The sequence below is a fragment of the Halomonas salipaludis genome, from assembly GCF_002286975.1.
Taxonomy (GTDB): domain Bacteria; phylum Pseudomonadota; class Gammaproteobacteria; order Pseudomonadales; family Halomonadaceae; genus Franzmannia; species Franzmannia salipaludis.
On sequence record NZ_NSKB01000003.1, the window covers coordinates 608,989 to 620,223 of the forward strand.

An 11,235-nucleotide genomic window follows, 5' to 3' on the forward strand; every position below is an offset into this window, starting at 1 on the left:
CGCCGATGGTATCAGCTCGTGTCGCGCCGGTGGCGTTCGGCGGCGAGCCTGCGTGGATCCCAGTCGCGCACCGCCTGGGTCAATTGCGCGGCCACCGGCGCCTCGCCCGCGGCCGGGTCCGGGGCCTGGTCGAGGGCCAGCAGTGCCCGGTGCAGCAGGCGCCGCAGCGCGGCACCGTCGTCGTCGGGCAGCGCCGGCGCCAAGTTCTGCTTGGAGAGCTTCTGGCCGTTGGCGGCGACGATCAGTGGCAGGTGCAGATAGCGCGGTTCGGGGTAGCCCAGGGCGTCCTGCAGCTGGCGCTGCCAGGGGGTATTGTCGAGCAGGTCGAGGCCGCGCACCACGTCGCTGATGCCCTGTTCGGCATCGTCGACCACCACCGCCAGCTGATAGGCCCACAGTGAGTCCTTGCGCTTGAGCACCACGTCGCCGAGCTCGGCGGGGTCGAAATGCTGGGGGCCGAACAGCCGGTCCTGCCACGCCACCGGGCGCAGCCCGAGGTCGCTGCGCAGCCGCCAGGCCAGGGGCTTGTCGGGCTCGCGCACGCCGTGGCGGCACCAGCCGGGGTAAATGGGGTAGTCGCGCCACTGCTTGCGCGAACAGCTGCACGGGTAGGCGAGGCCCGCGCTGATCAGCCGCTCAAGGGCGGCCTGGTAGGCGGCGTGGCGCTGGCTCTGGTAGTGCACGGGGCCGTCCCAGTGCAGGCCGAACGCCTCCAACTGGCGCAGGATGGTGTCGGCGGTGCCTGGCGGGCAGCGGGGTGGGTCGATGTCTTCGATGCGCAGCAGCCACTCCCCGCCGGCGTGGCGGGCATCCAGGTAGCTGCCGAGTGCCGCTACCAGCGAGCCGAAGTGCAGCGGGCCCGAGGGCGTCGGCGCAAAGCGGCCACGGTAGACGCTCATGGCGCTACCCCAACAGAGCAACGGGCACCGCTTGGGTGCCCGTTGCCGTGATGGGTATGTGCCGGTCGCATGACGTTAGCCGCCCAGCTGCTTTTCCTTGAGTTCCGCTAGCGTCTTGCAGTCGACGCATAGCGTAGCGGTGGGGCGCGCCTCGAGGCGGCGGATGCCGATCTCGACGCCGCAGGCTTCACAGAAGCCGTAGTCGTCCTCGTCGATCTTGTCGATGGTCTCGTTGATCTTCTTGAGCAGCTTGCGCTCGCGGTCGCGAGTGCGCAGCTCGAGGCTGAAGCCCTCTTCCTGAGTGGCGCGATCCGCCGGGTCGGCGTAGTTGTTGGCCTCTTCCTGCAGGTGGCGCACGGTGCGATCGACCTCTTCCATGAGCTCCTGCTTCCAGCCCAGCAGGATCTGTCGGAAGTGCTCGAGCTGCTTCTCGTTCATGTACTCTTCACCCGCCGCCGGCTCGTAGGGGGTGAATTTCTTGGGCGCTTCCGTTTTCTTGGCTGCTACTGGCATGGGGCTGCCTCGTTACTTGTGTGACTGCTGAACAATACCCTGACCCAAGCTGAGAGACACTTGTGCCAAAGGTTTGCTTGTTTAGCGAAAAAACGCCGCCTTTGCAACCACTGCCTGTATCGTCATGGTGCTTATCGATGCTGCTCTTGACGCTGCGCAAGGCGGGAGAGTCCGCTTACACTAGGCGTTTGACCACACGAGTGGCCCCAGGTGCCGAGACGAGGCGTGACACAGGAGGATGGCAATGCGGTGGAGTGGCCGGCTGGCGGGCGTTCAGCCTTTTCGCGTGATGGGCCTGCTCGAGGAGGCTCAGGCCCTGGAGGCAGCGGGGGCCGATGTGATTCATCTGGAGGTCGGCGAGCCCGATTTTGCCACCCCGGCACCGGTGGTGGTCGCCGGTCAGCGGGCGCTGGCCGAGGGGCGCACGCGCTATACGCCGGCGGCGGGGCTGCCGGCGTTGCGCGAGGCGATCAGCGGCCACTATCGCGAGCATTTCGGCGCAGCGGTCGACCCGTCGCGGATCATCGTGACTCCCGGCGCCTCCGGGGCGCTGCTGCTGGCCAGCCAGCTGCTGGTGGAGCACGGCGACCGGGTGTTGATGGCCGACCCCAACTATCCCTGCAATCGCCACTTCATGAGCATGGCCGGCGCCGAGCTGGACTGCGTGTCGGTGGGCGACGATAGCGGCTGGCAGCTCGACGCGGCGCTGGTCGAGCGCCACTGGCGAGACGCGACGCGGCTGGCGATGCTGGCCTCGCCCTCCAACCCCACCGGGCACATGCTGGATGCCGCCCAGCTCACGGCGGTGGCCCAGGCGGTCACAGCACGCGGCGGCGAGCTGCTGGTCGACGAGATCTACCAGGGGCTCAGCTATGACCTGGAACCGCTTTCGGCCACCGCGCTGGCGCCGGAGGCGTTCGTGGTCAACAGCTTTTCCAAGTACTTCGGCATGACCGGCTGGCGGTTGGGCTGGCTGGTGGCGCCCGAGGCGGCGGTGGAGCCGCTCACGCGGCTGGCGCAGAATGTCTTCCTGGCGGCCCCGACACCGTCCCAATACGCCGCGCTGGCGGCCTTCACCCCCGAGTGCCGGGAGATTCTCGAGAGCCAGCGCCGTGAGCTCGGCCGGCGCCGCGATGCGCTGCTGGCGGGGCTGGCGCGGCTCGGTCTGGCGCCGTCACTGGCGCCCCAGGGCGCCTTCTATGTGTGGCTCGATATCGCCCGCTACAGCCACGACAGCCAGGCGTTCTGCCGGCGGCTGCTGGCCGAGGAGGGCGTGGCGATCACCCCGGGCATCGATTTCGCCGTGCGCGGCGGTGAGCACCATGTGCGGATTGCCTTCACCACTGACGTGGCCAGGCTCGAGGAAGCGCTGCAGCGCCTCGAGCGCTTCCTGGCCCGCCAGGGGGCGTGATGGAGTATCCGGCCCTGGTGCCCGGTACCCTGCTGCGGCGCTACAAGCGTTTTCTTGCCGATATTGAGCTCGACGACGGCCGGGTGGTGGTCGCCCACTGCCCCAACACCGGCTCGATGCGCGCGGTCAACGTGCCTGGCTGCCGGGTGTGGCTGTCGCCCAGCGCCAACCCCAAGCGCAAGCTGGCCTGGACCTGGGAGCTGATCGAGCTGCCCCAGGCGGATGGTGGCCTGGCCACCGCCTCGGTACAGACCGGGCGCGCCAACGCCATCGTCGAGGAGGCGCTGCACGCTGGCGTCATTGCGCCGCTGACCGGTTTCGAGACGCTCAGGCGCGAGGCGACGGTGGCGCAAAGCCGCCTCGATTTCCGTCTCGACGCGGCTGACGGTAGCGCGACCTACGTCGAGGTCAAGCAGGTCACCCTCAAGGAGAGCGACGGCCACGGCTATTTTCCCGATGCGGTGAGCGAGCGCGGCCGCAAGCACCTCACGGCGCTGGCGCGACTCGCCGCCGAGGGGCAGCGGGCGGTGCTGCTGTTCTGCGTGGCCCACGAGGGAATCGACGCGGTGGCGCCGGCGGCGCACCTCGACCCGGCCTATGCAGCGACGCTACGCGAGGTCGCCGAGTGTGGCGTCGAGGTGCTGGCCTACCGCTGTGCGATCGAGCGCGAGGAGGGCGTGCCCCGCGCGATTCGCCTGGCGCAGCGCCTGCCGGTGACGCTGGCGCGCACCTTCGTGGCGCCGGATTAGCGCTCGATATAGAAGCGCTGAATGAAGCTGACCCGGGCTGGCTCGCGGTTGCGATCGTAGGTCACGTCGAGGTCGAAGCGCATCGGTTCGTCGTCGTGGATGCGAAAGGTGGCGATCTGGGCGCGGGTGTCGCCGGCACCGCGCACGTTGCGAAACGCCAGCGCCGACTGGCCGCCCGAGAGTGGCCCGGCGCTGCCGCTGACTCCGGCATTGACCGGGCGGGTGGTGCCGTCGTCCTGCTCTTCCACCACGCTGACGTTGAGTAGCGCATGGGCGCGACTGCGCTGGATGCCGTACTCCTCGGCGATCTCGTCGCTGAGGAAGCTGGTATTAACGGCGCTGTAGTGGATCTGGTAGTCGCCGACTTGCTCGAACTGCTGGGCGCCGACCAGCGGGCTCAGTAGCCACGCGGCCAGGCCAAGAGCGGCGAGAATCGCGCTACGCATGCTTATCCTCCTTCGATCACGGGGTACGGCGACTGACCCGAAAGATCGCCGTTTCGCCAAACAGGTTGGGCCACAGACGCGTGGTCCAGTTACCTTCGCCGCCACCGTTGCCCACGGCGCGGTCGGTGATGATCAGACCCTTGTCGCGGCACAGGCGTTCAAAGTCATTGAAGGTCGACAGGTGGATGTTGGGGGTGTCGTACCAGGCGTGGGGCAGCGTCTTGGAGACCGGCATGTAGCCCTTGAAGCCGAGGTAGGCGCGGTGGCGCCAGAAGGCGAAGTTGGGGAAGGTGATGATGCACTCCCCGGCGACGCGCAGCATCTCGTCGAGCATCAGGTCGGGGCGGCGCAGCGCCTGCAGCGCCTGGGTCATGACCACCAGGTCGCAGGCATCGTCGTCGAAGTTGGCCAGGCCGTCGTCGAGGTTCTGCTCGATGACGTTGACGCCCTTGGCGACGCAGGCGGTGATGCCGTCGGGATCGATCTCCAGGCCGTAGCCGGTGACGTTCTTGTCGCGGGCCAGGGCATCGAGCAGGGTGCCGTCGCCACAGCCCAGGTCGAGAATACGAGCGCCCTCGGGCACCCAGCGGTGAATCAGCGCAAGGTCGGCGCGCATCACTTGCCCTCCAGATCGAGATCGCGTGCCACGCGGGCCATGAAGCCGCCAAAGACCGCCTGATAGCGCGGCTCGGGCAGCAGAAAGGCGTCGTGGCCGTGAGGCGAGTCGATATTGGCATAGCTGACCCGCTTGCCGGCACGAATCAGCGCGTTGACCAGCTCCCGCGAGCGCGACGGCGTGAAGCGCCAGTCGGTGGAGAAGCTGACCACCAGGAACGGGCAACTGGCCGGCGCCAGGGCGCGGGCCAGGTCGCCGCCGTGGCTGGCAGCGGGGTCGAAGTAGTCGAGCACCTTGGTCATCAACAGGTAGGTGTTGGCGTCGAACGAGGTCGAGAAGGTGTCGCCCTGGTAGCGCAGGTAGGACTCGACCTGAAACTCCACGTCGAAGCCGAAGTTGAGGTCGTCGCTGCGCAGGTCGCGGCCGAACTTGCTGCCCATGGCGTCTTCCGACAGGTAGGTGATATGCCCCACCATGCGTGCCAGCTTGAGGCCGCGTTTGGGCAGCGTGGCGTGCTCGGCGTACCAGCCGTCAAAGAAGTCGGGGTCGGAGCGAATCGCCTGGCGCGCGACCTCGTTGAAGGCGATGTTCTGCGCCGTCAGCTTGGGCGTGGCGGCGATCACCACGGCGTTGGCGATACGCTCGGGGTAGGCCAGCGTCCACTGCAGCACCTGCATGCCGCCAAGGCTGCCGCCGACCACCGCGGCGAAGCGCTGGATGCCCAGCCGGTCGGCCAGGCGCGCCTGGCTGTGCACCCAGTCCTCGACGGTAATCATCGGGAAGTCAGGGCCCCACTGGCGGCCGGTGTCGGGGTTGGCGCTGGTCGGGCCGGTGCTGCCGTGGCAGCCGCCGAGGTTGTTGAGCGAGATGACGAAGAAGCGTTCGGTGTCGATCGACTTGCCGGGGCCGATGTGCGCATCCCACCAACCGGGCTTGCGTTCGTCGTTGCTGTGGTAGCCGGCGGCATGATGATGGCCGGACAGCGCATGGCAGATCAGCACGGCGTTGCTGCGTGCGGCATTGAGGGTGCCATAGGTCTCGTAGACCAGCTCGTAGCCGGGCAGCGTGCGCCCGCAGGCCAGCTCGAGCGGATCGTCGAAGCGCGCGGTCTGCGGTGTCACCAGGTCGACCGAATCGGGGGCGAACTCGGACATCGGACGTGTCGACTCCTTGGCTGTCACAGGCCGACCAGGGCGCCGGGTATGCCGGCGGCGCGGGTCAGCGCGCCGACCACGATGCCATCGATCAGGCTGATGCCGATGAACACCACGATCGGCGACAGGTCGATCATGCCCAGCGGCGGAATCACCTTGCGTACCGGGGCCATGATCGGCTCGACCAGCTGCATGATCAGCAGGGCCCCGGGGTGGCTGGCATTGGGGGCCACCCAGCTGAGGATGATCATGGCGATCAGTGCGAAGAAGTAGATCTTGAGGATGGCGTTGGCCAGTGCCGCAACGCTGGCGATGGCAATGCCGGCGATGGGCGGCATGCCGAACCCGGCGATCTGCAGGATCACCACGATGCTCACCGCCTTGATCAGCAGGGCCGACACCAGGGTGGCCAGGTCGAAGGGTCCCACCGGGCTCAGTAGCCCCTGGAAGGGGCGCACCGCCGGCTGGGTGATCTTGACCACCGACTGGCTGATGGGGTTGTAGTAGTCGGCGCGGGATGCCTGCAGCAGAAAGCGCAGCATCATCAGGAACAGGTAGATATTGACCAGGGTATTGACCAGTAGCAGTCCTGCGCTTCCCAGTTGATTGCCCATGCGGGGCTCCTTGCAGTTGGGTGTTGGTTATTGGCGGCGGTTGCCGGGTCAGTCTCGTGGCGGGCGCTGGCCGAAGATCGCGGTGCCCAGGCGTACCAGGGTCGCGCCTTCGGCCACGGCCGCTTCCAGGTCGTCGCTCATGCCCATCGACAGGGTGTCCAGCGGCGCCTCGGGATAACGCGCCTGGAGATCCTCGAGGGCGTGGCGCAGCCGGGCGAAGGGCTCGCGCTGGTGCTGCGGGTCGTCGCTTGGCGCAGGAATCGCCATCAGGCCGCGCAGCTGCAGGCGCGGCAGCGCCATGACGGCCTCTGCCAGCGCCGGCAGTGCGTCGAGGCTGACGCCGGCCTTGCTGGCCTCGGCGCTGATATTGACCTGCAGGCAGACGTTGAGTGGCGCAAGATCCGCGGGGCGCTGCTCACTGAGCCGACGGGCAACCTTCTCCCGCTCGATGCTGTGCACCCAGGCAAAGTGCTCGGCGACCTGGCGGGTCTTGTTGGATTGCAGTGGGCCGATGAAATGCCACGCGATGTCATCGAGGTCGGTCAGTGCCTGCTGCTTGTCCAGCGCTTCCTGAAGGTAGTTCTCGCCGAAGGCGCGCTGGCCGCAGGCGTAGGCTGCGCGGATCAGGTCCGCCGGCTTGGTCTTGCTTACCGCCAGCAGCTCGGCGGCATAGGGGGGGCGTCCCGCTGCGTCCAGGGCGCGCGCCAGGCGCTGGCGTGCGGCCTCGAGTGTCTCGTCAATCGCAACCTCTGTCATACTGATAACGACCTTACTGGGAGCGGGGAAAGTCCATGGATATTACCGAATTGCTGGCGTTTTCGGCAAAGCAGAACGCCTCCGACCTGCATCTATCGGCTGGGCTGCCGCCGATGATCCGGATCGATGGCGACATTCGCCGCCTCAACGTGGCGGCCATGGACGACCGTGAGGTGCGCAAGCTGATCTACGACATCATGGGAGATCGCCAGCGCCGCGACTACGAGGAGTTCCTCGAGACCGACTTCTCCTTCGAGGTGCCGGGGGTGGCGCGCTTCCGTGTCAACGCCTTCAATCACGGTCGCGGCGCCGGCGCGGTATTCCGCACCATTCCCTCCGAGGTGCTGACCATGGAGGATCTTGGCCTGGGCGATGTGTTTCGTCGCCTGGCCCTGCTGCCGCGCGGTCTGGTGCTGGTCACCGGCCCCACCGGCTCGGGCAAGAGTACCACGCTTGCGGCACTCATCGACTTCATCAACGACACCCGCTACGACCATATCCTGACCATCGAGGATCCGGTGGAATTCGTCCACCGCAGCAAGCGCTGCCTGATCAACCAGCGCGAGGTGCATCGCGATACCCACGGCTTTGCCCCGGCGCTGCGCAGCGCCCTGCGCGAGGACCCGGACGTGATCCTGGTCGGCGAGATGCGCGATCTGGAGACCACCCGCCTGGCGCTGACCGCCGCCGAGACCGGCCATCTGGTGTTCGGCACCCTGCATACCACCTCGGCGGCCAAGACCATCGACCGTATCATCGACGTCTTCCCGGGCGACGAGAAGTCCATGGTGCGCTCGATGCTCTCCGAGTCGCTGCAGGGCGTGGTGTCGCAGACGTTGCTCAAGCGCCAGAGCGGGGGGCGTATCGCCGCCCACGAGATCCTGGTGGCCACCTCGGCGGTGCGCAACCTGATCCGCGAAGGCAAGGTGGCGCAGGTCTACTCGGCGATCCAGACTGGCGGCAACCTGGGCATGCAGACCCTCGACGCTTCGCTGGCGAAGCTGATCGGCGAGGGCTTGGTGACCCGCGAAGAGGCCCAGGCCCAGGCCAAGGGCACGCTGGGTGCCTGACTCGACCCACGACGGTGGCATCGAGCAACTCAAGGAGGATGCCGGCTATCTGACGTTGCGCGACGAAGACGACGTCTAGGGAAAATAGAGGCCGCCTAGCACCCGCGGCCCGGCGGCGCCGGTCACCGAGGGCAGGTTGCCGGGTCGCCCGGCGAGGCGCTGCCAGGCCAGCCAGGCGAAGGCCGCGGCCTCGAGCCAGTCGGCCGGCCAGCCCCAGTCGCTGCTGGGCATCAGGGCGGTATCGGGTAGGCGGCGGGCCAGGCGGCCGAGCAGGTCTCGGTTGTGGGCGCCGCCGCCGCAGGGGATAAGCGCTGAAGCCGGCGGTGCAGCGCTGAGCTCGCGTGCCATCTCGATACCCAGCACCACGCTGGTGGCGGTCAATTCGGCCAGGGTCGCCTGCACGTCAACCGGGCGCTCTTTGCCGGTAAGATGGCTTTCGAGCCATGCGAGATGGAACACCTCGCGTCCGGTGCTGCGCGGCGGCGGGCGATGAAAGAACGGCTCGCCCAGCAGACGCTCGAGCAACGCTTCATCTACGCTTCCCGCAGCCGCCCAGGCGCCGTCGGCATCGAAGCTCCCGCCGCGGTGGCGCTGGTGCCAGGCATCCAGCAGGGCGTTGGCGGGCCCGCTATCGAAGCCGATCACCTGGAGCTCGCTGTCCAACGGTGGCAGCAGGGTCAGGTTGGCAAAGCCGCCTAGGTTGAGCACCAGCCGCCATTCGCTGGGGTGGCGAAACACCGCCTCGTGAAAAGCCGGGGCCAGCGGAGCGGCCTGGCCGCCAGCGGCCAGGTCGCGGCGGCGGAAGTCGGCGACCACCGTGCAGCCGGTAAGCTCGGCCAGCAGGCTCGGGTTGTCGAGCTGCAGCGTATAGGCCGGGCCGCCGGCATGGCCGTAGGGGGCGTGCTCGACGGTCTGGCCGTGGCTGCCGATGGCCTCGATATCGCCTGGCGTGAGGCCAGCGCTATCGAGCAAGCGTGACACAGCGCTGGCCTGGTGATGGCAGAAGGCGTTCTCCAGATAGGCCAGCTCGGCAAAGCTCACCGAGTCGGCCTGGCACAGCCTGAGCAGCCGCTGGCGCAGCGGCGGTGGCAGCGGTTCGGCGTGGGTCTGCTCGAGGCTCAGCCGGCCGCTGGCGTCAACGTGCAGCAGCGCTGCATCAATGGCATCGAGGCTAGTGCCCGACATCAATCCCAGAAAACGTGGCATTTACGGCTCCCTGAGCGCGGCTCGGTATGGGCGGTGGGGCGTCACCGGTGATCAATAAGACATGCTACCATTGCGCATCATTTTGCGAGCCACCTTGGCTTGCCGGATTCACCGCCTTGACGGGAGTAGGAGACGATGACCGATGTCGCGAGCGCCCTGGCGCTGTTGCAACGTGGCAGCCACGAGATTCTGCTGGAAGACGAGCTGAAGAAGAAGCTCGCCTCCGGCCGCACACTGCGTATCAAGGCGGGGTTCGACCCGACCGCGCCGGACCTGCACTTGGGCCACAGCGTGCTGCTGACCAAAATGCGCCAGTTCCAGGATCTCGGGCATGAGGTCATCTTCCTGATTGGCGACTTCACCGGACGTATCGGTGACCCGACGGGCAAGAATGTCACTCGCAAGCCGCTCACCGAGGCCGAGGTCAAGGCCAACGCCGATACCTACCGTCAGCAGGTGTTCAAGATCCTCGATCCCGACAAGACCGAGGTGCGCTTCAATGCCGAGTGGTTCGGTGAACTGTCGGCGGCCAAGATGATTGAGCTGGCGGCCCAGAGCACCGTGGCGCGCATGCTCGAGCGCGACGACTTCGACAAGCGCTACAAGTCGGGGCAGCCGATTTCGATCCACGAATTCCTCTACCCGCTGGTACAAGGCTACGACTCGGTGGCGCTCGAGGCAGATATCGAACTCGGCGGTACCGACCAGAAGTTCAACCTGCTGATGGGCCGTGAGATACAGAAGCACTTCGGCATGGAGCCTCAGGTGGTGATCACCATGCCGCTGCTCGAAGGCCTCGATGGCGTGCAGAAGATGTCCAAGTCGCTGGGCAACTATGTTGGCGTCGACGAGGCACCGGGCTCGATGTTCAACAAGTTGGTCTCCATGCCAGACAGCCTGATGTGGCGCTACTTCGAGCTGCTCTCGCTGAAGAGCAACGAGGAGATCGAGGCGCTCAAGCGCGATGCCGAGCAGGGCGCCAACCCGCGCGATATCAAGATGATCCTGGCTCGGGAGCTGATCGCCCGCTATCACGGTGAAGAAGCGGCGGCCAATGCCCACAAGTCGGCGGGCAATCAGCTCGCCGAGGGCGAGCTGCCGGAGGACCTGCCCGAGGTCGAGGTCGATTTCGAAGGTAGCCCCCAGGCGCCGATCGCCGCGGTGCTCAATCGTTCGGGGCTCGCCAACAACAGTGCCCAGGCCAAGGACATGCTGGGCAACGGCCGGGTCAAGGTCGACGGCGAAGTGGTGGCCAAGGAGCATATGCTCGATACCGGCAAGGCCTACGTCATTCAGGCCGGCAAGAAACGCTATGCCCGGGTGACCCTCGTCTGACGCTGGCATGAGTTCGTCTTGAAACGCCCGCCTCGCGCGGGCGTTGTCGTCTGCATGGCCCGTCTGGCGGGCTGCTGTTCGTGGGCAACTATCCACAGGCGCTCGCGGCTTTTGGGGTGTGGATAAGTTTTTCTTCGCCGGGGGCTTGCGGGCCTCAAGGTAAAGCCGTAAAGTACGCATCCGCTGCTGCCGACGGGCATACGTTGGTGGCGGTGAAGAGAGGTGCAAGCAGTTGGTTTTGTTGGGTTTTTTCTTGTCGATACGAAAGAGAAAGCGATTGACAGACCCGCCGGAGACGGTAGAATGCGCACCACTCGGCAGCGCGTCGCAAGACGCCTGGCAGGACGCGACGAGATCGGTTCTATCGATATGACGCGCCCCGCCACGGCTTGACACGCCACGCTGCTTCTGTAGAATACGCCTTCCTCGTCGGGCGCCGGCGGCTCTTCACGAGCCACGGCAACAG

The 11,235-nt window shown here is 66.8% G+C and carries 12 protein-coding genes; 4 read left to right on the top strand and 8 right to left on the bottom strand.

The genetic code is table 11. The annotated features are described in order from the left end of the window. Nucleotides 1–11: 11 nt before the first annotated feature. Both gluQRS and dksA read right to left on the bottom strand, forming a co-directional pair. Nucleotides 12–899 (bottom strand): tRNA glutamyl-Q(34) synthetase GluQRS, encoded by an 888-nt coding sequence (gene gluQRS, locus CK498_RS10435; protein WP_095620781.1) that lies wholly within the window; start codon nucleotides 897–899, stop codon nucleotides 12–14. Between the two features lie 75 nt (nucleotides 900–974). Further along, on the bottom strand, nucleotides 975–1,412 hold the full coding sequence (gene dksA / locus CK498_RS10440; RefSeq protein ID WP_076746118.1) for an RNA polymerase-binding protein DksA: 438 nt from the start codon (nucleotides 1,410–1,412) through the stop codon (nucleotides 975–977). 244 nt (nucleotides 1,413–1,656) lie between these two features. Here dksA and CK498_RS10445 point away from each other — a divergent pair, with 244 nt between their 5' ends. Further along, nucleotides 1,657–2,823, top strand: a complete 1,167-nt coding sequence (locus tag CK498_RS10445; protein ID WP_095620782.1) for an aminotransferase class I/II-fold pyridoxal phosphate-dependent enzyme — start codon at nucleotides 1,657–1,659, stop codon at nucleotides 2,821–2,823. After that, nucleotides 2,823–3,572 (top strand): DNA/RNA nuclease SfsA, encoded by a 750-nt coding sequence (gene sfsA / locus CK498_RS10450; protein WP_095620783.1) that lies wholly within the window; start codon nucleotides 2,823–2,825, stop codon nucleotides 3,570–3,572. The genes CK498_RS10445 and sfsA overlap by 1 nt, the downstream gene beginning before the upstream one ends. Here sfsA and CK498_RS10455 read toward each other — a convergent pair. Genes CK498_RS10455 through CK498_RS10475 form a run of 5 tightly spaced genes read right to left on the bottom strand, consistent with a single transcriptional unit; the run spans nucleotide 3,569 to nucleotide 7,158 of the window. Beyond that, a complete protein-coding gene (locus CK498_RS10455; RefSeq protein ID WP_095620784.1) occupies nucleotides 3,569–4,018 on the bottom strand; it encodes a DUF4426 domain-containing protein in 450 nt (149 codons plus the stop codon). The two genes, sfsA and CK498_RS10455, sit on opposite strands and share 4 nt — an antisense overlap. A 16-nt stretch (nucleotides 4,019–4,034) precedes the next feature. Continuing rightward, nucleotides 4,035–4,634 carry a methionine biosynthesis protein MetW gene (metW, locus tag CK498_RS10460; RefSeq protein ID WP_095620785.1) on the bottom strand — a complete coding sequence of 200 codons (600 nt, stop codon included), beginning with the start codon at nucleotides 4,632–4,634 and terminating at the stop codon, nucleotides 4,035–4,037. Further along, on the bottom strand, nucleotides 4,634–5,788 hold the full coding sequence (gene metX / locus CK498_RS10465; protein ID WP_095620786.1) for a homoserine O-succinyltransferase MetX: 1,155 nt from the start codon (nucleotides 5,786–5,788) through the stop codon (nucleotides 4,634–4,636). The genes metW and metX overlap by 1 nt, the downstream gene beginning before the upstream one ends. Nucleotides 5,789–5,811: 23 nt before the next feature. Continuing rightward, complete coding sequence (locus CK498_RS10470; protein WP_095620787.1) at nucleotides 5,812–6,402, bottom strand: YggT family protein; 591 nt, start codon at nucleotides 6,400–6,402, stop codon at nucleotides 5,812–5,814. 48 nt (nucleotides 6,403–6,450) lie between these two features. After that, nucleotides 6,451–7,158 carry a YggS family pyridoxal phosphate-dependent enzyme gene (locus tag CK498_RS10475; protein WP_095620788.1) on the bottom strand — a complete coding sequence of 236 codons (708 nt, stop codon included), beginning with the start codon at nucleotides 7,156–7,158 and terminating at the stop codon, nucleotides 6,451–6,453. Nucleotides 7,159–7,193: 35 nt separating this feature from the next. Between CK498_RS10475 and CK498_RS10480 the strand changes: the two genes are divergently transcribed. Next, a complete protein-coding gene (locus tag CK498_RS10480; protein ID WP_095620789.1) occupies nucleotides 7,194–8,228 on the top strand; it encodes a type IV pilus twitching motility protein PilT in 1,035 nt (344 codons plus the stop codon). Between the two features lie 75 nt (nucleotides 8,229–8,303). Here CK498_RS10480 and CK498_RS10485 read toward each other — a convergent pair whose 3' ends face one another. After that, entirely contained in the window at nucleotides 8,304–9,434 is a 1,131-nt protein-coding gene (locus tag CK498_RS10485; protein ID WP_095620790.1) for an anhydro-N-acetylmuramic acid kinase, read from the bottom strand. 135 nt (nucleotides 9,435–9,569) lie between these two features. Here CK498_RS10485 and tyrS point away from each other — a divergent pair, with 135 nt between their 5' ends. After that, entirely contained in the window at nucleotides 9,570–10,769 is a 1,200-nt protein-coding gene (tyrS, locus tag CK498_RS10490) for a tyrosine--tRNA ligase (RefSeq protein WP_095620791.1), read from the top strand. Nucleotides 10,770–11,235 lie beyond the last annotated feature (466 nt).

Coding starts and splice junctions, on each gene's coding strand:
- dksA (WP_076746118.1), bottom strand. CDS start 1,412: ATGCCAGTAGCAGCCAAGAAAACGGAAGCGCCCAAGAAATTCACCCCC.
- tyrS (WP_095620791.1), top strand. CDS start 9,570: ATGACCGATGTCGCGAGCGCCCTGGCGCTGTTGCAACGTGGCAGCCAC.
- metX (WP_095620786.1), bottom strand. CDS start 5,788: ATGTCCGAGTTCGCCCCCGATTCGGTCGACCTGGTGACACCGCAGACC.
- gluQRS (WP_095620781.1), bottom strand. CDS start 899: ATGAGCGTCTACCGTGGCCGCTTTGCGCCGACGCCCTCGGGCCCGCTG.
- CK498_RS10480 (WP_095620789.1), top strand. CDS start 7,194: ATGGATATTACCGAATTGCTGGCGTTTTCGGCAAAGCAGAACGCCTCC.
- CK498_RS10475 (WP_095620788.1), bottom strand. CDS start 7,158: ATGACAGAGGTTGCGATTGACGAGACACTCGAGGCCGCACGCCAGCGC.
- CK498_RS10455 (WP_095620784.1), bottom strand. CDS start 4,018: ATGCGTAGCGCGATTCTCGCCGCTCTTGGCCTGGCCGCGTGGCTACTG.
- metW (WP_095620785.1), bottom strand. CDS start 4,634: ATGCGCGCCGACCTTGCGCTGATTCACCGCTGGGTGCCCGAGGGCGCT.
- CK498_RS10485 (WP_095620790.1), bottom strand. CDS start 9,434: ATGCCACGTTTTCTGGGATTGATGTCGGGCACTAGCCTCGATGCCATT.
- CK498_RS10470 (WP_095620787.1), bottom strand. CDS start 6,402: ATGGGCAATCAACTGGGAAGCGCAGGACTGCTACTGGTCAATACCCTG.
- sfsA (WP_095620783.1), top strand. CDS start 2,823: ATGGAGTATCCGGCCCTGGTGCCCGGTACCCTGCTGCGGCGCTACAAG.
- CK498_RS10445 (WP_095620782.1), top strand. CDS start 1,657: ATGCGGTGGAGTGGCCGGCTGGCGGGCGTTCAGCCTTTTCGCGTGATG.